Source organism: Alteromonas sp. MmMcT2-2, assembly GCF_022348305.1.
Classification (GTDB): Bacteria; Pseudomonadota; Gammaproteobacteria; order Enterobacterales; family Alteromonadaceae; genus Alteromonas; species Alteromonas macleodii.
This window is the reverse complement of sequence record NZ_JAKRFA010000022.1, coordinates 71,596-97,106: the sequence shown is the minus strand read 5'-3', so window position 1 is coordinate 97,106 and position 25,511 is coordinate 71,596. Positions and strand designations below refer to the sequence as shown.

Annotated in this window: 22 protein-coding genes; 7 read left to right on the top strand and 15 right to left on the bottom strand. The window is 45.7% G+C overall.

Features of this window, described 5'->3' with window-relative positions; translation table 11 throughout:
- Positions 1-23 precede the first annotated feature (23 nt).
- The gene (locus tag MHM99_RS13555) at positions 24-923 is read left to right on the top strand and encodes a LysR family transcriptional regulator (RefSeq protein WP_239219743.1); all 900 of its coding nucleotides are present in this window, start codon (positions 24-26) and stop codon (positions 921-923) included.
- Between the two features lie 62 nt (positions 924-985).
- Here MHM99_RS13555 and MHM99_RS13550 read toward each other — a convergent pair whose 3' ends face one another.
- Together MHM99_RS13550 and MHM99_RS13545 are read right to left on the bottom strand one after the other, a co-directional pair.
- Positions 986-1,507, bottom strand: coding sequence for a nuclear transport factor 2 family protein (locus MHM99_RS13550; protein WP_202949250.1), 522 nt, complete (start codon positions 1,505-1,507; stop codon positions 986-988).
- Positions 1,508-1,585: 78 nt separating this feature from the next.
- Positions 1,586-2,692, bottom strand: coding sequence for an alpha/beta fold hydrolase (locus MHM99_RS13545; RefSeq protein ID WP_081333983.1), 1,107 nt, complete (start codon positions 2,690-2,692; stop codon positions 1,586-1,588).
- A gap of 116 nt (positions 2,693-2,808) precedes the next feature.
- On the opposite strand from MHM99_RS13545, the gene MHM99_RS13540 reads away from it, so the two are divergent.
- Positions 2,809-3,714, top strand: a complete 906-nt coding sequence (locus MHM99_RS13540; protein ID WP_069944193.1) for an AraC family transcriptional regulator — start codon at positions 2,809-2,811, stop codon at positions 3,712-3,714.
- Positions 3,715-3,755: 41 nt separating this feature from the next.
- Here MHM99_RS13540 and MHM99_RS13535 read toward each other — a convergent pair whose 3' ends face one another.
- The gene (locus MHM99_RS13535) at positions 3,756-4,562 is read right to left on the bottom strand and encodes a DUF3307 domain-containing protein (RefSeq protein WP_014949292.1); all 807 of its coding nucleotides are present in this window, start codon (positions 4,560-4,562) and stop codon (positions 3,756-3,758) included.
- Between the two features lie 50 nt (positions 4,563-4,612).
- Complete coding sequence (locus tag MHM99_RS13530) at positions 4,613-5,359, bottom strand: hypothetical protein (protein WP_061094891.1); 747 nt, start codon at positions 5,357-5,359, stop codon at positions 4,613-4,615.
- A gap of 253 nt (positions 5,360-5,612) precedes the next feature.
- On the opposite strand from MHM99_RS13530, the gene MHM99_RS13525 reads away from it, so the two are divergent.
- The 3 genes from MHM99_RS13525 to MHM99_RS13515 all read left to right on the top strand — a co-directional run bounded on the left by MHM99_RS13525 (position 5,613) and on the right by MHM99_RS13515 (position 8,341).
- Positions 5,613-6,131, top strand: a complete 519-nt coding sequence (locus MHM99_RS13525; protein ID WP_014949290.1) for a TetR/AcrR family transcriptional regulator — start codon at positions 5,613-5,615, stop codon at positions 6,129-6,131.
- A gap of 64 nt (positions 6,132-6,195) precedes the next feature.
- The gene (locus tag MHM99_RS13520) at positions 6,196-7,251 is read left to right on the top strand and encodes an alcohol dehydrogenase family protein (protein ID WP_239219741.1); all 1,056 of its coding nucleotides are present in this window, start codon (positions 6,196-6,198) and stop codon (positions 7,249-7,251) included.
- Between the two features lie 331 nt (positions 7,252-7,582).
- On the top strand, positions 7,583-8,341 hold the full coding sequence (locus MHM99_RS13515; RefSeq protein WP_014949288.1) for a DNA/RNA non-specific endonuclease: 759 nt from the start codon (positions 7,583-7,585) through the stop codon (positions 8,339-8,341).
- 26 nt (positions 8,342-8,367) lie between these two features.
- Here MHM99_RS13515 and MHM99_RS13510 read toward each other — a convergent pair whose 3' ends face one another.
- The 8 genes from MHM99_RS13510 to MHM99_RS13475 all read right to left on the bottom strand — a co-directional run bounded on the left by MHM99_RS13510 (position 8,368) and on the right by MHM99_RS13475 (position 19,414).
- Positions 8,368-9,237, bottom strand: coding sequence for a sterol desaturase family protein (locus tag MHM99_RS13510; RefSeq protein WP_239219739.1), 870 nt, complete (start codon positions 9,235-9,237; stop codon positions 8,368-8,370).
- A 72-nt stretch (positions 9,238-9,309) separates the two neighbouring features.
- Positions 9,310-9,975 carry a CDP-alcohol phosphatidyltransferase family protein gene (locus MHM99_RS13505; RefSeq protein ID WP_239219737.1) on the bottom strand — a complete coding sequence of 222 codons (666 nt, stop codon included), beginning with the start codon at positions 9,973-9,975 and terminating at the stop codon, positions 9,310-9,312.
- 76 nt (positions 9,976-10,051) lie between these two features.
- Positions 10,052-10,681 (bottom strand): ATP-binding cassette domain-containing protein, encoded by a 630-nt coding sequence (locus MHM99_RS13500; protein WP_014949285.1) that lies wholly within the window; start codon positions 10,679-10,681, stop codon positions 10,052-10,054.
- Positions 10,682-10,729: 48 nt separating this feature from the next.
- Positions 10,730-12,529, bottom strand: coding sequence for an ABC transporter permease (locus MHM99_RS13495; protein ID WP_239219735.1), 1,800 nt, complete (start codon positions 12,527-12,529; stop codon positions 10,730-10,732).
- A complete protein-coding gene (locus MHM99_RS13490; protein ID WP_239219733.1) occupies positions 12,529-13,872 on the bottom strand; it encodes an ABC transporter substrate-binding protein in 1,344 nt (447 codons plus the stop codon). Before MHM99_RS13490 ends, MHM99_RS13495 begins: the two co-directional genes overlap by 1 nt.
- Entirely contained in the window at positions 13,859-14,848 is a 990-nt protein-coding gene (locus MHM99_RS13485; protein WP_239219773.1) for a DUF547 domain-containing protein, read from the bottom strand. Before MHM99_RS13485 ends, MHM99_RS13490 begins: the two co-directional genes overlap by 14 nt.
- 23 nt (positions 14,849-14,871) lie before the next feature.
- Positions 14,872-17,025, bottom strand: a complete 2,154-nt coding sequence (locus MHM99_RS13480) for a bifunctional TVP38/TMEM64 family protein/FAD-dependent oxidoreductase (RefSeq protein WP_239219731.1) — start codon at positions 17,023-17,025, stop codon at positions 14,872-14,874.
- A gap of 49 nt (positions 17,026-17,074) precedes the next feature.
- Positions 17,075-19,414: a TonB-dependent receptor gene (locus MHM99_RS13475; protein ID WP_239219729.1), complete on the bottom strand. Its 2,340-nt coding sequence runs from the start codon at positions 19,412-19,414 to the stop codon at positions 17,075-17,077.
- A gap of 167 nt (positions 19,415-19,581) precedes the next feature.
- Between MHM99_RS13475 and MHM99_RS13470 the strand changes: the two genes are divergently transcribed.
- Complete coding sequence (locus tag MHM99_RS13470; protein WP_014976366.1) at positions 19,582-19,992, top strand: hypothetical protein; 411 nt, start codon at positions 19,582-19,584, stop codon at positions 19,990-19,992.
- Between the two features lie 125 nt (positions 19,993-20,117).
- Here the strand turns inward: MHM99_RS13470 and MHM99_RS13465 are convergent, their stop codons facing one another.
- Complete coding sequence (locus MHM99_RS13465; RefSeq protein ID WP_101566579.1) at positions 20,118-20,582, bottom strand: EVE domain-containing protein; 465 nt, start codon at positions 20,580-20,582, stop codon at positions 20,118-20,120.
- Between the two features lie 254 nt (positions 20,583-20,836).
- On the opposite strand from MHM99_RS13465, the gene MHM99_RS13460 reads away from it, so the two are divergent.
- A complete protein-coding gene (locus MHM99_RS13460) occupies positions 20,837-23,179 on the top strand; it encodes a YgiQ family radical SAM protein (RefSeq protein ID WP_239219727.1) in 2,343 nt (780 codons plus the stop codon).
- A 107-nt stretch (positions 23,180-23,286) separates the two neighbouring features.
- Here MHM99_RS13460 and MHM99_RS13455 read toward each other — a convergent pair whose 3' ends face one another.
- Together MHM99_RS13455 and MHM99_RS13450 are read right to left on the bottom strand one after the other, a co-directional pair.
- On the bottom strand, positions 23,287-23,706 hold the full coding sequence (locus tag MHM99_RS13455; protein ID WP_239219725.1) for a hypothetical protein: 420 nt from the start codon (positions 23,704-23,706) through the stop codon (positions 23,287-23,289).
- Positions 23,706-25,370 (bottom strand): S41 family peptidase, encoded by a 1,665-nt coding sequence (locus MHM99_RS13450; RefSeq protein WP_239219723.1) that lies wholly within the window; start codon positions 25,368-25,370, stop codon positions 23,706-23,708. The genes MHM99_RS13455 and MHM99_RS13450 overlap by 1 nt, the downstream gene beginning before the upstream one ends.
- Positions 25,371-25,511: the final 141 nt, after the last annotated feature.

Below are 25,511 nucleotides of genomic sequence, written 5' to 3'. Positions count from 1 at the left end.
TAGACTTTCAAGAGGCGCTATAAGTGAACGGCACCACATTTCAACAACTTATTGTTTTTCATGCTATTGCCGATGAAGGCAGTATTAGTGGCGCAGCTCGCCAGTTAGAAATGGCACCGCCGTCTGTAAGCCACGCGCTTAAATCTCTAGAAGCAAGTGTGGGCGTTCCTTTGTTCAATCGAACCACGCGTAGAGTTGAATTAACCGATGCGGGAAAGTTACTTAAGCAGCAAACTCATCATGCTATCGACACGTTAGATATTGCATTTGAAGAGGTCAACGCCCTTAGCTATACCCCTAGGGGCACGGTTCGTATTACCACTCCTCGCTTCGCCTTCCAACAGCTTTTGGCGCCTTATTACCAAGAGTTTTGCGAGCGCTATCCAGACTTAAAGCTTGAGGTATCGATAAACGATGCAGCCGTAAATTTGATTACCGATGGGATGGATGTGGGTATTCGCTTTGGTGATAGGATAGAAGAAGGCATGGTGGCAAAGCGATTAACTAATGCCACTAAAGAATGTTTGTTCTGCTCACCTCACTACGCTAAAAAGTATAGCCTTCCCTCGTCTATTGATAGCCTTCAGCAACACAAGCTCATTCAATATCGTTTTATTACCTCTAACAAACTTGCGCCACTTCATCTGTGGCAAAACCAGCAAGCTGTGAGTGTTTCAATGCCGATTGCTATGGTAGTCAACGATACAGATTTGATGATTGATGCTGCCAAAAAAGGGTTAGGTATAGGAAGAATTGTTGAACCTATGGTGGATGAATTATTTCAAACTGGCGAGCTTGTTCCCGTACTTAAAGAGAACTGGTTTCCTTATTCAGGGCTATTTATGTATTTTCAGCAACATAGTCAAAAGGCCCAAAGAATTAGGGCCTTAATCGACTTTCTTGAAGAAAAACACGCCGTTTGACACTAGCCTGTTGTTCTTTACTGTGCACCAAATCTCAACAGGTGTTAGTAACTCGTTTGCTTTCAGTGCACTAGCGTATCGTTTTTAAGCTGCTGCAGATCCGCCAAGCGGTCTTTCGCATTTTCTGGCGCAATCGCTAAAATATCGCGACTGCCCGCCTCCTCTCTCTTTTCTAGTGTCACTGAAGTAATCAGCCATTGCCCTTCTATCTTTCTAAAAGTGAAGTGGTAGATGCCCGAAACTTGCCAAAAACCATCATGCCCTAGCCAATGACTGGCAGTAAATGGCACGTTAGCAAACGCTATATCTTCTTTTCGATTAATACTGGGGTTTCCCAAGTTGTGAAATGTTTTGTCAAAACCAGGCAAAAAAGCCGCCCAGTTTTGCATTAAGATCTCACGTTTTTGGGTTACCGCTTCTCCCCCAAACAAACTGGTGTAGTCTGTTGTTACATTTGGGGCAAACAGTAAGGTTAAGTATTCATAAGCATTGTTGTCAGCTAATGCTGAAAAGCTATTCAGGTTGCTGTGAATACTTGCAATGTCTTTATCCCGGCTCGAATGGGATGTGGCAGCATGGCCCATAGTAAAAACTCCAACTAACATGACACAAATTATGGCTTTAAATTTCATTTCTGAGCCTTTAATAGGTAAATACTCGTCTTACAAAGCGCTGTCGAAGTGGGAAACTACGGCGTTAACGGCTTTTTCAACGGCTTCAGGTTGGTCGTAGAAGTCAAATTGATTGATGTTATCTAGCCAAATTGCATTTACCGAATCAGTCGCGTTTTCCAAATACTGATGTGCACCTTGTGGCAGCGCCATCGCTTCTGATGCAACCATTAAAACCGGTATAGTCTGTTTTGATGCACTTAACTGCGCATTGTAATTAAGCCAACCGCTCCATGACGTCACGTTGAATTTGTTGTCGTAGGCAGGCAACAAACCTCGTGATTGCTCTGTGTAATACGGTGCGTTGTACATCAATGCGTTTTCATTGGTTAAACTTGCCGCTTCAATAACTAATGGCTCGGATTTGCCTTTCTCTGCCGCTGCTAACGCAAGTAATTGATTGCGATTTTCTTCACCGCCATAAATGGCTGTTGCCATTGCTTCATCGTGTAACCAGGGGGCCACTACTGCCACCGCGCCTAACCGTGTATTTTGGCTTAATTGAGTATTTTGAACCGCAGCATCAAGCATATAGCCCGCTGAGGCACAAATGGCCAAGCCAGCAATACGGCTGTTGTCCACCTGCGCGACATTTGGCAGCGCTTTGATAACAGCCTGTATATCTTGCGTTTTACGAACAGGGTCTTCAAGGTACGCAGTTTGGTTGTCATCAGTATCTCTTGACGCTCCCCAACCTCTAAAATCAAATGTAACAGCAGCGTAGCCTCGCTCGGCTAGTGCCTTTGCATAAACAGCTGGCATTTGCTCTTTTACTGATGTCCATGCACCTGTAACAACGACCACTGGTGGATTAGTAATACCTTTTGGCAGGTATAAATTTGCGGCCAAGTTGCCCACTTCTGTGTTTAACGTGATATTTTCCATTTGAAATCCTTGCTGGTTGTATTGACGATGAATATTTTTGTTTTCACTGCTTAACTGCGCGTGATTAGCGCTTAGTTGTTCAATGCCTGCTCGGGCTTGGTTTAACGCGTCTGTTTGCGATGGTTGTTGAGCGTGTGATATGCCCGGTTGTAATATGACCAGTGGCGATATCAAAAGTGACTGTGCAATTACTGTTATGGTAGGTTTAAGCATTTTTGCTGCGCTCTTTAAGTGAAGAATCAATGAACACAGAATATGAAATAGTGCGCCTTAGTTATTGCACATTAATGCTAATTATTTGTAGGTTATTGCTAAAGGAAACATAAAGCTTGAAGTCACGTTTAGCCTTTTTTGATCATTCGACACATCAACCTTCATCGTGCAAAGACGTACTAGATATTGCGTTTTCAAACGACGGTCTCGATTGGAAAGGCATCATTTTAGAGAAAGGAAAGTCGCCTCACTTTTACCCTCAAAATGTGTATACCCCTTATTTCTATTTCGCACTCGCCCTTGAAAGCGATCTGAATTGGAACATAGAAGCGAATGGAAGTATGGTTTCTTTAAAAACCAGTCCGGGAAACATTTGGATAAATCCACCTAAAACGCCGTTTACACACGACATATCCGAGCCTTGTTATTTTGTTATTTTAGCGGTTGAAGAGCGTGTATTTTTAGACGCATGTCCGTTTAAGGTAGAACAAGATCAGCTGCAGTTTCTGAACAACTATAACGTGGAAGACGAGACCATAAAGGGGCTAATTGAGCTTCTGTTATTAGAGACACAAGCAAAGGGTCGTAATGGGAAAGCCTATTTAAGTAACTTATTGTCTGCACTTTCTGCTCATTATATCCAAAATTATTCAAATTACCGCGACCTTCAAGATTCCTCAGCAAAGAGTGTCAAAATAGGCAAGTCACAGATAGATAAGATTGAGCAATATATTAAAGAAAATATCGGCAGTACCATTAGCGTAGATGCGCTGGCCGAGCTTGTTTTTTGCAGCAAGTTCCACTTTTTAAGAGAGTTTAAAAAGAGTGTTGGGGAAACACCTTACCAATTTATTACCCAATACCGTGTTGAGCAAAGTAAAAAATACTTACTCGCGAATACTCAGTCCATGAGCGACATCGCGTTATCATTGGGATTCAATGATCAATCTCACTTCAGTCGTGTTTTCAAAAATCACGAAGGCATTACCCCAAGTCAATTCATTAAACAATACAGCACGTAGAATAAACTACTTTGGACACTACCTACTCAATAAAGCCCTTGCTAAGACTTTATAGGTAACTGCCCTAATGCCGCTGCGCATGCCAAGCCAATGGCAAACGTCATCGCCACACTGGTGAAGGTGCCCAAAAGTACATATTCAGTTAATTTTCTGTCTTGGTGTTTAGTGAGGTCGCCGAAGCGAAATATAGATTTCGCCGCAATAAGAAAACCTATGGCAGAAAACTGATTTAACAACACAAACGTTAACATGAGTACACGTTCTAAATAGCCAATTCGTTGACCTGCCAGTGATAAAGTTTGTTGTGCCTCTGTACTTATTGTAGGCGGATCATTGGGGTGAGAAGACGGCATTTTGTTAGCTAATACTTCATCGCTCCAAGGCGACAGCAGCTGTTTAATAATAACTGAACTGGGCTTGAGTACCGCCAGATAGGCCAAGACCACTAATAGGTGCGTTGTACCTACCTTCTGAAGTAGTCCCACTGCCTCGCGCCACTGATTGGTGGCATACAAAAATACGCCTAAGATCACGACAATGTGCGCTATTTGATCGACAACAAAAGACGTAGTGTTTTGCTTACAATACGATTTAATCACGTCAATTTTGAAGTGAGAAACGGCGACTACAATTGCACCAACACCTATACTTGCGATACTTATCGTTGATGAAAACAAGAACATTGCTGCTGCCGCGAGTATACCGTGTATGATTGCGTGTAGGTATAAAGGCAAAGCCAGTGCGTGACGTTCGTTTCTTTGCTGTACCCAGGTAAACGGTTGAAAATAAAAGTCTGCTAATAGATGCGCTAACACGAGTGCCACCAGCAGTTGAGGTTCAGCAAGCATTTGGTTCTCCAGTCACAAGCATTATGTTTTTTGCATAACCCGTCATCACGTTAGTCTTCCTTGGTCAATTGTTCCGTTTTTAATGAGGTTCCACCTTGAACCCATAAAATGAGCGCTCTCTCCATATAGTCGAGATATTCTGCTATCAGTTTATAGTTACTGGCATTGAGGATTCGACTTACATTACTGCGATTTTTATCTAGTATGGCCGCTACACTTTCATGGCTCTTATCCGTGGCTTCAAGATACGCGAGTAAGGTTTGCGACTGGGTTTGTGTCAGTCCATTGATATGCGCGTCGGCAAAACGTGTTAAGAGCTGCGTTTTGTCGTCGAGTGTTTGTTCACCGCTACAAAAAGTAAGATGGTGCGGCTTTATGTTATCTAACCCTCGTCCTGACAACACAAATGCGTCTCCAGTCCCAGTTTTTACTTCTGAAGGGCGAAATTGCGCTTCTCCCACAGCAACACTCATTCGCACGTCTACGCCTGAAGCGTGCGCCTTGAGTGCTAGCCGCAATCCAACTGCGGCTGCAATGCTATGCTGTGGTTGTGCAACAACTAGCTGGAATGCGTCTCCTCGATAAATATCAAAGTCTCCACCGTAGTACTCGGCGTAGTATGTTAAACGCTCTCTCAGCGTAGCAATTATCTCTCTGAATTCAGCATCAGAATAAGACTGAGAGTTGGAGACGTCACCGGTAATCACACCAGCGCGCTTTTTTGTATTGCTTGTTAAAGCACTCTTTCTTGTCATTTCACTATGCGCCGCGTTGTCTTTTCTACTTTCAATAGACACTTTTTTCCGTTTAGAGGTCCACTATGACACGCTACCATCTCAAATTCAAAAACAATCACACAGCAAAATGTGATTATTATTAATCACAAATTCACATGTGACTAAATTGCGTAACGGAAAGCAAAATATAACAAAGAACGTATAGCGGCTGTTGATTAAGTAGAATATTCATTCTACTTAAAATCTGTTTAATTGGATAACAAGCGATGTGCCAAGCAGACGAAAATAACAAACGCTTTCGAGGAGACCCGGTATGACCGCGCCCAAACAATCTGAGTTAGCTTCGAAACTAGAGCAAGCTTTTGCCCTTTACGGATTCGCAGAGCCTAATGTGGCTAAACTCAAGGACTACACTGGCACCACACTTAAAACCTTGTACAAATACTTCCCTTCAAAAGAAGACATGATTATTGGCGCGCTTGACTATCGTCACAGCCGTTACATCGCGTTTCTGGAAGAAAACTGTCCCTCGACGCGTAACGAAGCAATTAACCACATATTTGAACGCTTGTCGGTGTGGCTAACGACATTCGCTCCCAGAGGTTGCATGTCATTGCAGGCTTTGGCGAGTTACCCCAATAACCTTCAAATTGAAACCGCTGTGAACAACCACAAACACGCGGTGCTAACGTGGCTGAATGAAAAGCTCGAAGACCCAGCCCTTTCAAACAGCGTGTTCCTGCTACATGAGGGCATGTCATCAGCATGGCCAACGATTGGTGATAAAGCGTTAACCGCAGCGAAAGGCGCACTAACAGTGCTACTTGATTAGCCCTTCTTAGCACTTGCATCAACCATTACCTTTCTCGTCTAAAGCAAAAATTCTGGAGGACAATATGAAATCATTGCCAAATGAAATGTACGGCGTGCAGTTAACCAAACATGGCGATCTCGACGCGCTTACATTTAACGAAAACATACCTTTGCCTACACTCAGCGACAACGATGTACTTATTGAAGTACGCGCTGCGGGGGTAAACAACACCGACTTAAATACGCGAAAAGGTTGGTATTCCAAAGGCGACAACAATGCAGAAGATGCTGGATGGGCCGGCAATGCGTTAAACCTACCTCTAATTCAAGGCGCCGACGTATGTGGCTATATTACCGCTGTGGGTAATAACGTGAGCAAAGAACGTATTGGTGAACGCGTCATCATTGAGCCTTGTTTGGTAGAAGTTGACAGTAAACCGCTAAGTACCCCTTGGTATTTCGGCTCGGAATGCAATGGAGGTTTCGCACAGTTTACTAAAGTCGCATCGCGCCACGCCCATGCAGTAAATTCAACGATGACAGATGTGGAACTAGCCTCGTTCCCCTGCTCTTACCCTACAGCCGAAAACATGCTGCACAGAGCAAACGTAAAAACAGGTGAGCGAGTATTTATAACCGGTGCCTCGGGCGGCGTAGGCTCAGCTGCCGTACAACTCGCTAAAGCACGTGGCGCCTATGTTGTTGCAGTAACCAGCGAACAAAAGCAATCAGCCATACAAGCATTAGGCGCCGACAAGACCGTTTTGCGTGATGAAGATTGGCAACACATGGCAGAAAGCGAGCCGTTCGACGTTGTTATCGACCTTGTTGCTGGCCCACGATGGCCTGAGCTACTTGAGATCCTAAAACCGTTTGGTCGCTACGCGACGTCGGGCGCAATTGCTGGTCACGACGTCTCTTTGGATGTACGGACTCTGTATTTGAAAGATTTAACTCTATTAGGCTGCACTATTTTAGGACATGATGTATTTGCCAACTTAGTAAAACACATCGAAGCAGGCAATATTAAACCACTTGTATCGAGCACATTCCCACTAAGTGAAATACACCAAGCGCAGCAAGAATTTGAGCAGAAAAAACACATTGGTAAGATGGTATTGACGTTACAGCCCAAATAACGTCGATATGCCCGAGAGAACGTAAACCAAAGCTCTTTAACGACGGGCGCTCCTATGAGCTTCGCCGAGTAAATGCTTGGCGAAGCTCTTAATACTAATTCTTACACAACTGAGCATAATTTTCTGCCAGCATATCTTGCGCGATAACGTGCTTCGTCGGCTCGTTCAACAAGCCAGGGCATTATAAGAAAAGCCACTGCTAATCGCGTTTTCAAACATAGGTATTTGTTTTTGTACTCTTTGTAACATTAGGTACTATTTCCTGACATTTTAGACCTGTACTTTGGTACAGCCTGTAAAACGCAGGCGTCTAAAAACAAAAGGAAATATAATGAAAAAGCTCATCGCGTTCACACTAACAATTTGCGCATTTAATGCGTTTGCTGATAACTGTGTTTACAACTGCCCCACTGGTCAATCTGGACAAACCATTACCCGTTCCATTTACACCCTAAACAATAATGCACAAACAAAGTTCGCCAACTGGGTGGCCTATCATGTAACCCCAAGCACTATTGACGGCCCATCAAGAAGTCGTAATTGGAAAGCTGACCCTTCAATTAACTCTGCGAATACTTTAGAGCCGAACGATTACAGCGGAGCATGGGCTACAATTGGCACTGACCGCGGCCATCAAGTTCCTCTTGCTTCGTTCAGCAACACAGCCGATTGGCAAATGTTAAATTATTTATCAAACATTACACCTCAAGATTCAGACCTAAACCAAGGTCCTTGGGTGGATCTAGAAAATGCGGTGCGTGATGTAGTGAGAACTGGGCAAGACGTTTATGTGGTTTCTGGGCCGTTATATGAGTGGTATTTCGCTACTCTGCCAGAGGCAGATGAGTCGCACAGCATTCCTAGTGGATATTTTAAAGTCGTCATTACCGATGTTAACGGCTGGGTGGAAGCCTCTGCTTTCATCCTAGAGCAAAACGCAGCTCGCAGTGATAACTTTTGCGCAACTGAGGTAACGGTTAATGAAGTTGAATCCAGAACAGGTCTAAACATTATGCCGTCACTACCAAGCTATAAAGAAAATGCTGTTGAAGGGGGATTAGGAGGCTTAACCGCTGCGCTCGGCTGTTAATAACCCATCTAAAAAGGCAGGGATGCCTATCTCTTTTTAAATGGCTGCAGTAAAAGCGCAATGATACTTGCGTTCTTCTTAGTGGCTGGCACGTCTTTTTGACCAATGGGCAATGTTTCGTCGCTAAACGCAGCGCGAGGCGTAAAACTATTAAACAGCCTATCCCACCACGATACGCTAAACCCGTAGTTCGAATTAGATTCATTTTTAGCCTGGCTATGGTGAATGCGATGTAAGCGCTGTGTGATTAGCACAAGCCCAATTCTATCATCCCACTTTTGTGGCAACCTAATATTGGCATGATTAAAAAGGGCAAAGCCATTTAGCGCCACTTCAAAGATAACAATAGCAATAGCAGGCACGCCCAGCATCACCACCGCCGCGGCTTTAATACCTAAACTCATAGCAATTTCAACTGGATGAAAGCGAAGACCTGTAGTGGTGTCGACATGACTATCGGCATGATGCATTTTATGAAAGCGCCACAACATAGGTACGGTATGAAAAAGTCGGTGCTGCCAATAGATAAGCATATCAAGTAGTAAAACACTTAACGTTACGATGGCTATATGAACAAGATACGTTGATGAATTATTGAGAGGCTCACCACTGTTTAGCAGTTGATTGGAGCTTGAAGCGTCAGCCGGCACGGCATCCAGTAAAACGTTGAAAACACCTATGCCTTTCTGCTGCGCCCATAAAGACACACCAACGAGTGTGGCCGGAAGCAAAATACGCGATACCAGCGCCCCCATTACCACCATGGACAAGTTACCCAACCAGCGTGTTTTCCTACTAAGCACGGCTTCACGCGCTGGCAACAGTGCTTCAAGTACTGCCATAAGCACAAAAACGCCAAGAAATACACTTAAGCGAATAACCGCGGTATTATCCAAAGCAAATTACCTTTATCACGTTAATTACTTTCAAAATTCAGATTACTTTTACTGCTACGAGAACTTTCACCATCATTCATAACCTGAAGAAGGCACTGTACGTTCTGACTTAGCAGCGTCGCGCTCTACCCTATGAAGCGTAGAAAAGCCCCCTACTATGCGAGTAATGACTGTTACGGCACAGGCTGCAGCGAACACATAGGCAAGCGTTGCAAAATACTGCGGCCAAATACAGAACGCCAAAAACACCAAAATGGTTTCAGTGCCTTCGGTTAACCCCTGCATATAATAAAAACTCTTGTTAGCAAACTGGGGCCTATCTATTTGAAACTTCTCTGCTGCAATGGCAAAGGCTAAAAAACTGCTGCCAGTGCCAATAAAAGTAGCTAACAGCACCATAGCTGGTATGCCCCACTCTTGAGGGTTAGCAATGCCAAACGCCAAAGGAATAGAAGCGTAGAATAGAAAATCTAAGCAAATATCCAAAAAACCACCCGCACTGCTGCTGCTTTGCTGATAGCGCGCCAGTTCACCGTCAATTCCATCAAAAACACGATTCAATATGATGCAGGCTAGCGCCATATTCCACCAGTTAAGAATAATAAAGGGAAGCGCAAGAACACCGATGACAAACCCGGCAAGCGTAACCTGATTTGGGGTAACGCCCTTGCTGTCTAGCGCTTTTATCAACAGTTTTAAAAGTGGCTTTATAAAAGGGGTAACTTTGGCATCTAACATGACATGTCTCTTTACTCGCTCTGCAGTATTTTTTTACTATTTCAGTACTACCTTCGGCAGCACCTATGTAATACCGCTATAAAATTTCTATGACGTTGCCGCCTGCGGCTAGCGCATCATCTTTATCGTGTGTCACTAATACTGCGGGAATATTACGTGCTTTTAGCTGCGAAAACGTCCAGCTGCGAATTTGACTTCGAAGGGCTACATCTAGTTTGCTGAACGGCTCGTCAAGCAATACCACATCAGGCTCAGAAGCTAACGTTCTGATAAGGCTTACTCTGGCCTGCTGACCACCAGAGAGCGTATTCACAGTCCGGTCAGCGATGCCGTCAAGTTCGACGGCCACTAATAACGCGTTTATGGCGTCGTGTTTCAATTGCTTGTTTTTATATGCCTTATCAGGCATAGCGAACGCAATGTTTTCGCCCACGGTCATGTGTTCAAATAAAAGCGCATCTTGAAACATAATGCCCACTTTGCGAAGGTGCGCATCGATTTCGTTTATCACCACGTGGTTAATTTTAATTTGTCCAGTAACGCTAAAGGGGGCCTGAAGCTGTCCGGCGATGGCTTGAAGTAAAGTAGACTTACCTGCGCCGCTAGGTCCCATAACGGTCAGCACTTCTCCCTTTGCTACCTCAGCACTTAACTGAAGCAGCGGCTTGTCATCGCGATAAATTACGATGTTTTCTAAACTAAGCACTATAAATTACGCCCTTGTAGTTTTTGTTCTTATGTTAGCCATGCGCTTTTACTGCACCGGGTCTGCGGAACGATTGCTGTGAGTATCTGATACCAGCATTTGCCTACTTCGTCTTCTCGTTGCAATTGCAGGCATGTACCAAGCGATCATAAAGCCAATTAACGGCATTACCGCTTGAATAATGACATACACCGCAGTAAGTCGCGTACTGCTCCCCGATACCGACGCTACAGCCTCGGTCGTAACAGTAGGGAGCGTCCCGCCAGACGCCAGCAAGGTAGGTAAATACTGGCTAAAACTAATCGCCAGCCCCAACGCCCATGCCACCATAATGGCGCTGAACAACGAAGGCAGCTTAACATGATAAAACACCTGCCACGGCGTTTTGCCCAAGCTCTGCGCCACCATGGCGTATCGGTTGTCGAACTTCCTATACGCCACAGCCATCGATAAAAACACGTAAGGCACAACATAAACCATGTGCGCTATATAGGTGTGAAACCATACGGCGTTTTGAAAAACAAGCTGCTGGAACCAGACCAGACCATATAGAAAAGCAACGCCAGGTACCAATAGTGGCAAAAATAGAGAGACAGAAAATGCATTCGAAGCAACAACACGCGCTGGCTTTAACTGCTCGCTTTCCAGGGTAAATAAAACAAGTACCAATGAAGTTGTACTCACCAGCACGCCAAGTAATAAGGTATTAATAAGCGGTGTTGTCAGCGCACTTGTTGCCGTACTCCAGTGCAGTAGTGTTAGCCCCTCTGGCAATAACAGCGGGAAATGCCATTGCTTAGCAAAGGAGTACACAACAACCGTGTATACCACCGCGCAGATCAAGATGATGTAAACTGCCATAACGGTAAAACCACACGCGCGTAACACTGCATCGGCAAAATATCGATTACCACCTGAAAGGCTGCGCTTACCGGTGTATGCCACTAATCGCTCTATCCCCAAAAACAATACTACCGCCACCGCTGATACTGCCACCTGAACCACAGCAGCGCTACTTGCAAGCAGTCGCATGGACAGATCAATATGATTAAACCAGTGCATAATGGCGACAGCCAAAGTGCTCGGGTTATTTGGGCCTAGAATAAGTGGAATTTCTACATTTGAAGTGGCGAAAACTAGTACTGCTAAAAGCGGTAACTTTATCTGGGAAAAAATTGTCGGCAGCACCAGTTTAAAAAAGCTCGCAGTAGGCGAATAACCTAACGCTGTCCCCACCTTTACATACCCCGTGAGTTTCTTTTTCACCAGCGGCTGAGACATAACGCTTAGCGTCATTAACAAAATAAACGGCAGCTCTTTCAGGCTAAGCGCGATAAGTATACTTAGTCCTAGACCGTCATAAAGTAGCGTTCCATCATTCGCAGCGGGCAATGCCATTTCGCTGATTTCATTAACAAAGGGGGTTGTGAAAGCATGACTAAAATACGCATTCAAGCGCGTGGTAGTTGCTGCAAATATACCAGAAGGGCTAACTACAAATAAAAGGGAAATGGCCGCAGCCGCGTGGGGAAACACCAGAAACGGGCTTAACACACCCTGAATTTTTCCTAGCAGGGAAGATTGGTAAAACGTGGCGAGAATACAAAACGCTGCTATTACGGCTAAAAGGGTTGAGCCTACGCCCGTAAAAAGCGACAACCACATCATTTGCCAAATGTCTGGGAGGTCGAATAGCGTAGCAAACACTTGCGTTGAAAAGGCGTTTGCGCCGATAGCTGGGAAATAACCTAACGCAGGAAATATTACCCCTACCAGCCCTGCCAATACGGGAATACAAAGTAAAAGCAGCAAGCACCAGCGTGCAACAAGTGTAATGTGAGTAAACATTAGTAGCGTGCCCCGTAACGTTCATACCAGGCTTCGCGCAATTTATCAGTCCAGCTTGCATGGGGTTCGGCTAACAGCACCGCTGACTGTGATTTGTCGAGGGCAGATTTGTGCACAGACTCGTCTTTAAACAGCATAGCTTGTGCTTGTGTCAGCGATGCCATATCAAGAACCGTATCATCGCCCCACACCGTCAGCTTTTGCTTCTCGGCCTGAGCTTCTGGCGAAAGCAAAAAATTTACTACTGTCTTTGCTGCTGTTTTGTTTTTCGAATTGTAGGTCAGCCCCACAAAATGGACATTAGCAAGGCTACCGTCTTGCATGGCATAGGTGCGAACATCGTCGGGTAGATCAAAGCGATTTACCGCTGATGGAATTTCAGCGGCGGTAAATGAAAACGCGAGTGTTAACTCACCTGTGCCAACCAAGCGTTGAAGTTGTGAGGCTTGGCGAAGCATATACTCACCTTGCTGCCACATAGTGGGATGCAATTGGTCCAAATAAGCCCAAAGTGCGGGCAATACAGCCTGAAGAGACGATTCGGTAACAGGTAGGTAAAACAAAGACTGCTTATCGCCGTTAAGTGCAATTGCTGCGTATTTTATAAAGCTAATGCCTAAATAATCGCTCGGCACTGGATAAGTGAAGCGTCCTGGCGCTTTTTGAGAGAACCGAAGCAGTTCATTAATGGTTTGCGGAGGTGCAGTGCCTAACGCTTCCATGTGCGCGCTACGATAATAAAACACCATCGACGCCTTACCCCACGGCGCTTCCATACCAAGCGTGGGTTCGCCAAAATCGGTTACCATGGCAGAGTTCTTTTCCGGGCGGGTTAGCGCGAAATAATCAAGTTCTTTAACCCAGTCTTTAGCGAGCAAGCCATGCTTTTTCATTGCCGCAAAGTTTTCGCCATTTATCCATATTAAATCTACGCTGCCGTTATCGTGATTACCGGCCGCTTTTTCTGCTAATACGCGTGACACGGCGTCACTGGTATCAGCAAGCTTAACGTGCTGCAGTTCAATGTTAAAACGCTGGCTAACTTGCGCCGCTACCCATTGCAAATAACCATTCACTTGAGCGCTTCCCCCCCATGCATGAAAACGTACCAGAGGTTTGCTTTGTGTGTCGTCTTTAGGCGATTGATGCTGGCTCTGTATTTCATTGCCAGAAACATCAACACTGGGAATATCAAACGGTAGCGCAAATGAATGAGAAGCCGTGATTAGCTGAGAACTGAAAACAGCTGACGCCAGTGCCAGCCCCTTAATGAGGCGACTAAACTTGCCAAAGCGGCGTAAACAAGCCGCTTTCGTGCTAACTAAAGCGCTATTGCGTGGCATTGAGTGCCCAGTCGTAATCTAAGAATTCTAACTCTGCGTTATCTTGCTCAAGCACTGAAATCTGCTGACTCGATAGGTTTAATGCATCCTTGTATAACAGCAAAAATTGGCTGAGATTTTCCGTGTTTACGTTTTTAATGCCTTGCCAACTTTCACTTTTCCGATTGGTGTTTTTTTCAAAATCTTCGCTGTACCAGTCGAATATTTTTGAAAGCTTCAAGGTGTTACCGTCCATTCTGTTGCGAGACGTATCGGCTAAAAAACGCTTGGTTTGTGCGTCAAGCTGGCTATCTAGCCTTGCGCCAACATACGCTTCTTCTCGCAGCGCAGGACAACCAATACTGGCACAGTTTACGGCGAAATGAATTCGAGGTTCGTTATATCCTTCCGTGGTTTTATTTTGTCCGCGAATAAGTTCGTGCTCTATTTCATCCAGCGTACGGGTTTTACCAAGTAGCGGCGCAATTTCCTTTTTCCATGGCGACGAGAAAAAGCTGCCTAAATCGCGAATAGACTCAATCTTAGGGTATTCGTTAAGAATAAGGTCAACGGTGTAGGCATTGTAAGCATTTATGAGAAATGCCAGTTGGTCAGCCTTGCTCCAGCCGTCAAAGGTACTTTTTTCTACCTTAGCTAAGCTATTTAAATACTGAGTTAAACGTTCCCTATCTTGTTTAAACCCATAGTAATCAACTTGCGTGCTGGCACCATTGTCAATGGTTTTCACATGCTCGCTTAGTAACGCACTAAACGGTTCGTGTAGCCTGTTCAATTGCTTTGGCACCGCTTCATCAGAGAGCGCAGAAAAGCTTACGCTTGCAGTAAGCAGCATGACGCTGCTTACTGCCAATCGACCAAATTTTCTAATAGTGATTCGTCTGGACATCGCGATTACTCTTGTCATTACTTGTTCTCTCGCCATCACCAATGCGTTTTTCACCGCTAATCCTTTTGTCACCGCTAATGCTTTTGTCACCGCTAATGCTTTTTTCACATTAACTACCTTCTGCGCCACGTGTGGAATTTCTCTACATAGCTGAGCAATTTTTCAGGCGCGTTTGCGCGCTTCCAATTCCCTGCTGCATACTTTGCGCCTTCAGCCCATGTTGGGTAAGCGTGGATAGTGCCAAGGATCTTGTTTAACCCCAGATCGTGCTTCATCGCAATAACAAACTCAGCCAGTAAATCTCCTGCGTGTTCCGAGACGATAGTAACGCCCAGTATCTTGTCTTTACCCGGTGGCGTGAGTACTTTAATAAACCCTTTTCTGGCACTTTCCGCAACAGCACGATCTAACTCTGCAAACTCGTATCGCGTTACTTCAACGTCAATGTCTTGCTCGGCAGCGTCACGCTCGTTAATGCCCACGCGCGCTACTTCCGGATCGATGAAGGTTGTCCATGGAATAACGCGATAATCAACTTTGAATTTTTTAAACGTGCCGAAAAGTGCGTTGACTGCAGCGTACCATGCCTGGTGGGCGGCCACGTGGGTAAATTGATAAGGCCCTACTACATCGCCAGCGGCAAAGATATTAGGCATCAGGGTTTGCAAGTATTCGTCTGTTTCAATTGTTCTATCAAATTGAATACCTAAGTCTTCCAGACCAAAACCATGTAAACGGGCTTTTCGTCCCACAGCCACAATGACTTCGTCGTAGGCTATAGTAGATTCAACACCCTCTTTCGCTACAACAAGTACTTTTTCACCGTTTTGTTGTTCAAAGCGAAGCGCATCATGGGACGTCAATACGTTTACGCCGCTCTCTCTAAGCACAGACTCAGCATACTCCGCCACATCCGCATCTTCTCGGCCCATTAAACGCGGGGCACGCTCAACTTGCGTTACGTCACTGCCAAGGCGTGAAAAGGCTTGGGCGAGCTCACAACCAATAGGTCCGCCACCTAATACGATTAAACGTTTTGGCGCGTCTTCAAGTTCAGCAAACTTGGTCCACAAGGTATCAGAGGTGACATAGCCGCTTTGCTCAATGCCTGGTAATTCGGGAATAAATGGTGCTGCACCTGTAGCAACCACAATATTTTTTGTGGTTAGTGTTTGGGTACCGCCATCGTTCTTTTTTATTTCAACTGTCCAAGGGTCGATAATTTTCGCATAGCCTTTTACAACATCAACACCCAAGCTAGTGTAACGCTCTACACTGTCATTAGGCGCGATTGCCGCAATCACTTCGTGCACACGTGCCATCACCCTTTTAAACGACATAGCGGGTGTTACCGGCTCTAAACCATAGCTATCGGCATGGCGCATTTGATTGGCCACTTTTGCCGTTTTTATAATGGCTTTGCTCGGTACGCAGCCGTAGTTAAGACAGTCGCCGCCCATTTCGCCAGCTTCTACCAGCGTGACTTTTGCTTTCACCGCAGCAGCAATATAGCTGGTAACCAAACCACCTGCACCCGCTCCAATAACCACTAAGTTGCGATCAAACTTCTTTGGCTTGCTGTAGCCTTTGTACACGCGACGGCGATTGACCACTGCTACGATAGCTTTAGCTATCCAAGGGAATATGCCTAAAAGTACAAATGAAAAGATAAGCCCAGGTGAGACAATGCCAGACAAACTGTCTATTTGGGCAAGTTGAGTACCCGCATTTACATATACCGCGGTGCCCGCAAGCATGCCCACTTGGCTTACCCAGTAGAATGTCCAGGTTTTAAGCGACGTTAGCCCCATCAACAGGTTGATAAGGAAAAACGGGAATACTGGCACTAGGCGCAGGGTAAATAAGTAAAATGCACCTTGCTTTTCCACGCCCTCATCAATCTTTTTAAGCTTTTCTTTAAACTTGTTTCGCACGGTGTCGCGCAAAATAAAGCGAGAAACTAAGAACGCCAGCGTCGCCCCTACACTCGAGGCAAACGATACAATAACTAAGCCTTGAACCAGGCCAAACAAAGCCCCTGCTGCCAGGGTCAAAATAGCTGCTCCCGGCAAAGAAAGTGCAGTTACGGCAACATAAATGGCAAAGAACACACCTATACTTAATACCGGGTTTTGAGCAATCTGCGATTGAAACGTATCGAGTGAATCCTTCATACCTTGAAGGGTTAGATAGCTATTTAAATCAAAATAAAAAAAGCTAAATATGGCGGCAACAATAACCCCTAAAAGCGCTATTTTCTTAAACATAAATATCCTTGGCGCTTAAAACGCGTTTAAACATAAATATCCTTGGCGCTTAAAACGCGTATTGCATGGTAACTTGAGCGTGACGAGGTACGTTTGGCATGACAAGTGTCGCACCGAAATACCCACCTTCAAACAGCGGCTGCCAGTTTTCTTCATCGGTCACATTAATGATATCTAAACGCAATCGAAGGTCATCTGTTACTTGATAGTCTGCATTTACATCAACCGTATATTGGTCGCGAATATGCACCGTTTGCAGAAAGTCTAGTGGGAATGACTTGGTATAGAGCGCACTTGCCCCCACTTGCAGGTCATCCGTAATTTGCCAGCCAGCGTTAATAGAAGCAATTTGTGGCGGGATCCCCTGAACGCGACTGTCTGATGCAGGGAACGCGGCAAAAGAAGGTGATCCTACTCCTGTACCTTCAATAATATCAGGACGACTATTATCAAACGCATCAATAACCTGCGCCGTACCTTGAAACGCCGCTGAATCATCAAAACGCGCGTCTAAATAGCTATACGCGGCATTGATCCAAACATCGTCTGCTTGATAGAACATTTGTAGTTCGAAACCTTGCGTTTTCACACCACTGTTACTGCCATCACGGTTACGTAGGCTTCGGGTTTGGTCAAACACAGCGGCCTCTGCATACCAGCTGCTGTTTGGCGCATATTTTACACCCACTTCGTACAGCGTATTTTCAGTAGTAAAGTTAAGCGGGTTAATCTCGTTATTACCGCCTAACACCGTGCCACCCGCCATGCTGTTCGATGTTGCGTCGTTTTCTGAAAACGCCGCGTAAACATTTACATCACCCGTTAATTTGTACACTGCACTTAACTGGTAGCTGGTTAATGTATCACTGTACGAATCTGAAGCTGCTTCAACACCAATCGGCGCTAGTGGGTCACGCGCGTCTACGTCATAGTAATCAACACGTAAGCCAGCAATCGTTGAAAATTTGTCGGCCCAAATAGAGCGCTGCTGAAGCGCCAGGCCTGTTTGCCATGCGGTAGAGTCGGTGGTGTCTGACAAGTTAAAATCGCCGTTACCATCACCGTCTACGTCGTATTGCGCCCCCGGTGAAACATATACGCCAGGACGCAACTCAACTAATCGGGCTTTTTGGGCATCGGTAAGCGGAATAACGCGGTTTGAGATAGGCCCGGTTAAATCAATCGGATTATCGGCCTCAGTGGTAAACTGGCTATAGCCCAACACGTCGTTGTAGCGTAGCGCTAACCCTACAGTCGTGGTTTGGCTGTCGTTCCACTTATAATCTAGCTCAGTACGGTTTTCGAACGTGTCAGCCCCGTCAATGATCTCAACAAAGCTATTTTGCGCTATTTCTTCACGTTCAAGATATTGATAATAACTAATGTTGCGAAGCGCCACGTTATCAGTCATTTTGTATTCGACACTGCTTCGAATAACCGTAGTTTCAGCACCGTTAATGTCGTCAGGATTTGTGAATACGCGGTTGCGAGGAATAACCACTTCTCCGGTAGGAGAAATGATAGCACCTGCCCCCGGTACTGTACTGCCATTCGGCTGAGTGCCTTGCCCAGTAATATAAATACCGTTATCGATAAGGTCTTGCGTTGGGCGGTTGATACCTGCGTTGTCTGGATAGTCTGTGTCATAATACTCCGCGCTGATATCCCACGTCAGTACATCGCTTGGCGTATAGCGATAGGCTACAAACAGGTTCGTGCTATCGCGCTCGGCAAAATCGTAGAAACTGCCATGGTCTAAGTACTCTACACTAAAGCGAATACCACTTTTACCTTCTTCTATAGCTGTGCCGTAATCCACTTGCGCTGAATACTGATCCCAGCGCCCGGCGCGAAGGGTGACTTTCCCCTTGCTTTCTGTGGTCGGCGCAACCTTTGTTTGAAGGTTTACAAAGCCACCGTTGCGCTGCGTGCTACCAAACAACACTGGCGACGGCCCTTTCACCACGTCAATTTGCTCAACGCTATTGAACGACAAAGGCAAACCAAAGCCATTGTTGCCTGCTTGACGTCTTATACCATCTTGAAAAAGCTCACCTAATTGGCCGCGTATACTGGGCAGGCTTGGCGTGCCAAAGCCGCTAGAGGCGTACGCGTTGGGCGCCGCTTTTACGATGTCGTGTAAATCGTTAATGTTAAGTGCCTCTATCGCTTGTGCCGACAGTGACGTCACCGCTCTAGGTGTCTCAGCTGCACTTAAACCGCTACCGAAAATGCCTTTAAGTGTGTTATCACCAGGATTTAGCGTATCTAAACTCTGCTGGTTTCCGGTTACCTCAACCACTTCAATATCTGCCGCTTGTTGGGCATAGAGCGATTGACTGATGGCAAGTGCGAGTGTGCTAACGGCTAGGCCGATTACTTTTTTCATTAACAGATCCGTATTTTTAATTCTTGTTCGACAAGACCGATACGCGTCACAAAAAATTTCAGTACATTTAATTTTCAAAAAAATATTAAAAAACACAAAATTAATTGAAATTTTTATTTTGAACGGTCGTTCTAGTATGCTTGCACTATTATACTTTTGGAGCATGTATGCAAAACAACACCGATATTCAAAACCGACTACAATGGTCGCTACTCTCTCTTCGCGTAACAATATTTATCGTTATGTTCGTATGGACACTCGATAAGTTTGTTAACCCAGCCCACGGCATGGCCATTTTTGAAAAGTTCTATGGTATCGGCGGCGTGCCTGAAATGGCCGTTTACGTTATGGGCGCACTGCAGCTTGCGCTGGTTTTGGCTTTCTTAGCGGGACTTGCGAAAAAATACACCTACGGTCTTATTTTTATCCTTCACGGTGGGTCTACCCTGTCTTCATTCCCGCAGTATCTAGATGCCTTTAATCACCTGCTGTTTTTTGCTGCATGGCCAATGTGGGGCGCGTGCTTTGCACTTTTCCTATTGCGCGATGCCGATACTAAATTTGCCTTTGGCAAGTAGCAGCTATTCGTTAGCTAAACACGCTAGATACACAGCACGCTAGAAAGTTAGCGCATAGCGATAGCCCTTATATTTAGCTTTAGCAAGCTAGCAAGATATGACGGCTACGCTTTTTAGCATTTAACTTACTGTTTGGCAGCAGCATACAGTTGCTGCCATTCAGCCTCTTCTACAGGCATGATTGACAGTCTTCCACCTTTTTTGACCAATGGCAGTTCATTAATACCGTCCATCGTTTTAATCACTGAAAGCGGCAGAACGCTTGAAAATTTCTCTACAAATTTCACGTCAACGCGATACCAGCGGGGGTTATCCTGACTTGATTTAGGATCGTAGTATTTTGATTCAGGGTTAAACTGCGTGGTGTCCGGGTAGCCGTCTCTTACCACTTCAGCAACACCTGCAATGCCCACCAGCTTGCAACTTGAATGATAGATAAATACTTTGTCACCCCTTTTAACGCCGTCTCGTAAAAAGTTACGCGCTTGGTAATTTCTTACGCCGTCCCACGGTTCCGTTTGTTCTGGGCGGTTTGCCAAGTCATCGATTGAAAATGCATCAGGTTCTGTTTTAAATAGCCAATACGCCATAGTCGTCGTTAATTCTCTTCGTTGTAAATAGACAAGCCTTTCATTCGCTAAATGCGGGCATTTGAAGCGCTTATAAAAACCTGCGCTCATGGCTAGCTTTGCAGCTTGTTGCTTTAAGTGAGTATACAAAGCTCTTTAATTTAATGACAGTGCTATACCTTAGCTTGGCCAACACTGCTATAATTACGCACTTATTCTGAGCTACAGCCTAATTTAAGCTCAGCAACTCTCTGATTTATCTAGATGTGATTACTATGCAAGCCACCATTAAGGCCGATCGCGGTCTGTTTTCTTACCCTAAATATTGGCCACACTGCCTGGGTACTGCGCCGTTTCTCCCCATGTCGAAGGAAGAAATGGATGCCCTTGGCTGGGACAGCTGTGACGTTATTTTGGTAACGGGCGATGCGTATGTAGATCACCCTAGTTTTGGTATGGCGGTGATTGGCCGAGTACTTGAAGCACATGGTTTTCGCGTGGGAATTATTTCTCAGCCAGACTGGACCAGCAAAGACGACTTCATGAAGTTGGGTAAACCCAACCTGTATTTCGGCGTAACAGCCGGCAATATGGACTCTATGATAAACCGTTACACGTCTGACAAAAAGCTTCGTCACGATGACGCTTACACGCCAGGTAATATAGGTGGCAAGCGCCCTGATCGTGCGGTTACCGTGTATTCACAGCGCTGCCGTGAAGCGTTTAAAGGTGTGCCTGTGATTGTGGGTGGCATAGAAGCCAGCTTACGTCGCATTGCGCACTACGACTATTGGAGTGAAAAAGTACGCCGCTCTGTACTGTTCGATTCCAAAGCGGACATGCTCTTTTTCGGTAACGCCGAACGTCCTCTTGTTGAAGTCACTCATCGCTTAGCGGCAGGTGAAGATATTGCCGATTTGCGAGACATTCGCGGTACTGCGATTATCGTTAAAGAAGCCTTACCAGAGTGGCAAGGTGTTGACTCGACCTCTCTAGACAGGCCGGGCAAGATAGACGCCATTCCAAGCCCCTACCAGATGGAGCCCGAGTGCGATTCGCAGGATAAAGACACCAAAAGCAGTGAAGCGCCAGAAGCCGCGCCCATCGTTATTCAGCCTGCGCAAAAAGAGAAAGAAAAGCGTAAGCCTTGGGAAAACGTGTACGTTAAGCTACCTGCGTACGAAACGGTGAAAGACAACAAGGTGTTATACGCACATACCTCTCGTATTTTGCACCAAGAAACCAATCCAGGTTGTGCGCGTGCGCTAATGCAGCGCCACGGCGACAGACACATTTGGATTAACCCACCGGCCATGCCGCTTGAAACCGAAGAGATGGACGCGGTATTCGATTTACCCTATCAGCGTGTGCCTCACCCTGTGTATGGCGATGCAAAAATTCCTGCATACGACATGATCCGCTTCAGTATTAATATTATGCGCGGATGCTACGGTGGCTGTACCTTCTGCTCTATTACTGAACACGAAGGGCGTATTATTCAAAGCCGCTCTGAAGACTCTATTATTCGAGAAATAGAGCAAATACGAGATACTGTACCGGGCTTCACTGGTGTTATTTCAGACTTAGGCGGCCCGACGGCGAACATGTATCGTCTGCGTTGTAAGAGCCCTAAAGCAGAAGCAACATGTCGTCGACCCTCTTGTGTGTACCCTAGCATTTGTGCGCACATGGACACGGACCATAAGCCAACTATCGATTTATACCGCCGTGCTCGTGAGTTGCCTGGAATTAAAAAGATATTGATTGCTTCAGGCGTGCGTTACGACCTAGCAGTAGAAGACCCGGAATACGTGAAAGAACTGGCCCTTCACCACGTAGGCGGCTACTTAAAGATCGCTCCAGAACACACCGAAGATGGCCCTCTTTCAAAAATGATGAAACCGGGCATGGGCAGCTACTACCGCTTCAAAGAGCTGTTTGATAAGTACTCACAAGAAGCGGGTAAAAAGCAGTACCTGATTCCTTACTTTATTGCATCGCATCCGGGTACCACCGACGAAGACATGCTAAGCCTTGCGATTTGGCTTAAAGAAAACAAATTTAAGCTCGATCAGGTACAGAACTTCTATCCGTCGCCAATGGCAACGGCTACCACCATGTACCATACCGAGGTAAATTCCCTTCGCAAAGTCACTAAAGACAGTGAAGAGGTGCCTTCTGCAAAAGGTGAAATTCACCGTCGATTACACAAGGCGATGTTGCGTTATCACGACCCGAAAAACTTTGCGCAAATTCGCGAAGCCCTTACGCGTATGGGGCGTGAAGACTTAATAGGCCGTGGTCCTCAACACCTTGTTCCGCCAGAAACGGCAGATGAAAAACGCCAAAAAGCGCAAAAAGGCCGTCGTGGTGAACGCGCACTGACTAAACATACTGGGCTTCCTCCTACCTTTCAGGGCAAGAGCAGCAAAGGCGGTAACGGCGTAAATAAGAGCCGACGTAATTCCAACGCTAACAAGCAAGGTCATGGAAACACAGCACAGCAGCGTAACGACACCGGCGGGAATAAGAATAGAGGCAACGCATCGAAAGGAAATAATAGCGGCGGCAACAGTCGCGGCCGCACGCAAAAGCAGCCAAGCATGCACAAACGATAGCATGCACAAACGATAGCAGCAAAGACGCCCAGAGCTTGTAGACTCTGGGCGTTTTTTTAAGGCCTATTGTCAACGATGACATTGCGCTTTCGTCGATTTATCCCGACTTATGCCTCGTCCACTATATAACAGGTCACATTTTCAAGCTTGGTAAGTTCCCCACTTTGGTCGTTACGCAACACGCACTGTTCACCATCACTTAGCAGCGTAAAGCTATAAACAGGGTTGTCGTGCCTTCCGTCAATAGGTAATCCCCTGCCATCTACCTTTGCTTTACGCTCAATCGTTATGCTCGCGGTTTGACTGAATGCATCATCGGCTATCGTTATGTTTAGACCACCAAACCAGTTGCTGATCTTACTTTCAATAGCTTGCTTTTGACTCACACTAATGGATTTGGTTACTGCCTCGTGTAACTCAGCCTCCTGCGTTGTCGCGCATCCGCTCGCCGAGAGCAAAAGTATGGCGAGAGGTGCTGCTAGCAGTCTTCCTTTTAGCAGTTTTTCTTTTTTATTAAGAAGCGACATTACTTGCGCTCCTGAATAACAGGCTGATTTATTTTGTTGTGTAAAATAAAGTTCTCTTTGCGTTGTTCAGGCTTGTCGATAGGAATGAGCTTTTCGCCACCTAACGCACTTTGGTTACTGCGCAGTGCTTTGACATCCGCCACGCCGTTTGACGTGACAACTTCGGGACATGAGCCTGTAGCAGCATATTCCAATGCAGCTGACAGCATCCCTTCATTTGGATCACCCAAGCTTGCGGTAAAGTCATCTTCAACTTCACATCCCGGCAACTCAAAATCGAAATTAGGCGTGGTGGTAGGCATGAAACCATCAGCATAATCACCAAACCCTTTGTTATTCACCCCTTGGAACTGGATAGTAAAGTAGGTCTCACCGCAATTGTCTGTTGGGTAGAACCCATACGGCTTACCACAAGTAGTAGAGCCAATTTGCACTACTTCTACATCAATACCACGAAGTGCATTCATTACCGCTTCACTTGCTGAACATGTTGCACCCGTGGCTAAAACGTAAACCTTCGTCAGCGAAAGGCTAGGCAGAAGCGTGTCGGTAAGTTGCCCTGCGTTATAGTCAATAACATTGCGGTAAAACGGTGTTGGGCTAATAGTCTCTCCGGTGACAGGGTTGGTGTTTGGGTTTTTATCGTTAAAACGCAATGTTTCAAAGGTTGCGTTATTGGTTTGGTTCGGACCCGCTATCATATAGGAAAGCTGTGAAGCTAGCGCCAAACGTCCTCCGCCGTTGTAGCGAAGGTCAATAACGAGCTCGGTCACATTTTCTTCAACAAACATATCGAACGCATCAATCAACCCTTCTTGCGCGGTAACGATAAAGGTATTGAATTGGAAGTAGCCCGTTTTGCCGTTTTCGGTATCGAGTACCTTTGCGTTTTGAACCGGCGTTACGCTGATATCGCCGGAGGTGATGTCTACTGAGAGAGTTGAACCATCAACCTGCACAAACTCAAAGCTTGTAACCGTACCTGCGTCTTCCGGAAACAGCGCAGCATTAATCGCGTTGACGCCCTGCTGCGTATTGTCATTGACAAAATCGACGCCGTTTATACGCGAAAGGGTTGCACCGCGAGGCACGCCTGCAGTAGCTGCAGGTGAACCCGGCTCAGTGAATCGCACTGTTAGTACTCTCGGCACGGTTGTTGAACCAAATTCCCAATCAAACCCATAGCCCGATGAAATCCCCGATTGAGACAGTTCATTATATTCGGCAGTGTCCTGTGAAAAGTGGAAGTTATCTTTTGGCGTACCGCTTGGCGTTAGCTCATTGGTTTTAAGCTGATCAAAATATCCCAACACTGAGAAATTTGCAGGGTCATTGTCATCTACTTCGTCGTACCACAGATAAGTGTCATTAGTCCAAGTACGTAGCCACAGCTTTTCATCCATGGCGGTACCTTGTGTATCTGGGTAAGCCCTATTAGTAAAAGGATCAATACCACTTCTAGGAGTTTCACATTTCGCTAGATATTGAGATTGCGGTTCATACACTCCCGCTTCCCACTCCGGCTCTGTTGTTACAGGTGTCGTTGGCGTGGTAGGCGTTGTCACCACAGGAGGGGTATTAGACGAGCCTGAGCCGCCTCCACATCCAGCTAGAAGAGAAATCGTGACTGCAAGTGCAACAGAAGAATACGTATACGCTTTCATGATTTAGAAAATATCCTTTTAAAACGGCTAGCCCAAAACTATTAAACTTGTGCTAAAAACAACTTTTATTAGCATAGCCGATAGTGACATATCCTTCTAAGCGTAACTACATAACAAAAGTTTAAAATGTTTGGAAATGTA

Excerpts from the sequence above, each read along its gene's own strand:
- MHM99_RS13520 (WP_239219741.1), top strand. The coding sequence starts at position 6,196 with ATGAAATCATTGCCAAATGAAATGTACGGCGTGCAGTTAACCAAACAT.
- MHM99_RS13545 (WP_081333983.1), bottom strand. The coding sequence starts at position 2,692 with ATGCTTAAACCTACCATAACAGTAATTGCACAGTCACTTTTGATATCG.
- MHM99_RS13475 (WP_239219729.1), bottom strand. The coding sequence starts at position 19,414 with ATGAAAAAAGTAATCGGCCTAGCCGTTAGCACACTCGCACTTGCCATC.
- MHM99_RS13535 (WP_014949292.1), bottom strand. The coding sequence starts at position 4,562 with ATGCTTGCTGAACCTCAACTGCTGGTGGCACTCGTGTTAGCGCATCTA.
- MHM99_RS13455 (WP_239219725.1), bottom strand. The coding sequence starts at position 23,706 with ATGTCGCTTCTTAATAAAAAAGAAAAACTGCTAAAAGGAAGACTGCTA.
- MHM99_RS13525 (WP_014949290.1), top strand. The coding sequence starts at position 5,613 with ATGACCGCGCCCAAACAATCTGAGTTAGCTTCGAAACTAGAGCAAGCT.
- MHM99_RS13490 (WP_239219733.1), bottom strand. The coding sequence starts at position 13,872 with ATGCCACGCAATAGCGCTTTAGTTAGCACGAAAGCGGCTTGTTTACGC.
- MHM99_RS13480 (WP_239219731.1), bottom strand. The coding sequence starts at position 17,025 with ATGTTTAAGAAAATAGCGCTTTTAGGGGTTATTGTTGCCGCCATATTT.
- MHM99_RS13495 (WP_239219735.1), bottom strand. The coding sequence starts at position 12,529 with ATGTTTACTCACATTACACTTGTTGCACGCTGGTGCTTGCTGCTTTTA.
- MHM99_RS13505 (WP_239219737.1), bottom strand. The coding sequence starts at position 9,975 with ATGTTAGATGCCAAAGTTACCCCTTTTATAAAGCCACTTTTAAAACTG.
- MHM99_RS13460 (WP_239219727.1), top strand. The coding sequence starts at position 20,837 with ATGCAAGCCACCATTAAGGCCGATCGCGGTCTGTTTTCTTACCCTAAA.
- MHM99_RS13470 (WP_014976366.1), top strand. The coding sequence starts at position 19,582 with ATGCAAAACAACACCGATATTCAAAACCGACTACAATGGTCGCTACTC.
- MHM99_RS13515 (WP_014949288.1), top strand. The coding sequence starts at position 7,583 with ATGAAAAAGCTCATCGCGTTCACACTAACAATTTGCGCATTTAATGCG.
- MHM99_RS13465 (WP_101566579.1), bottom strand. The coding sequence starts at position 20,582 with ATGGCGTATTGGCTATTTAAAACAGAACCTGATGCATTTTCAATCGAT.
- MHM99_RS13450 (WP_239219723.1), bottom strand. The coding sequence starts at position 25,370 with ATGAAAGCGTATACGTATTCTTCTGTTGCACTTGCAGTCACGATTTCT.
- MHM99_RS13550 (WP_202949250.1), bottom strand. The coding sequence starts at position 1,507 with ATGGGCCATGCTGCCACATCCCATTCGAGCCGGGATAAAGACATTGCA.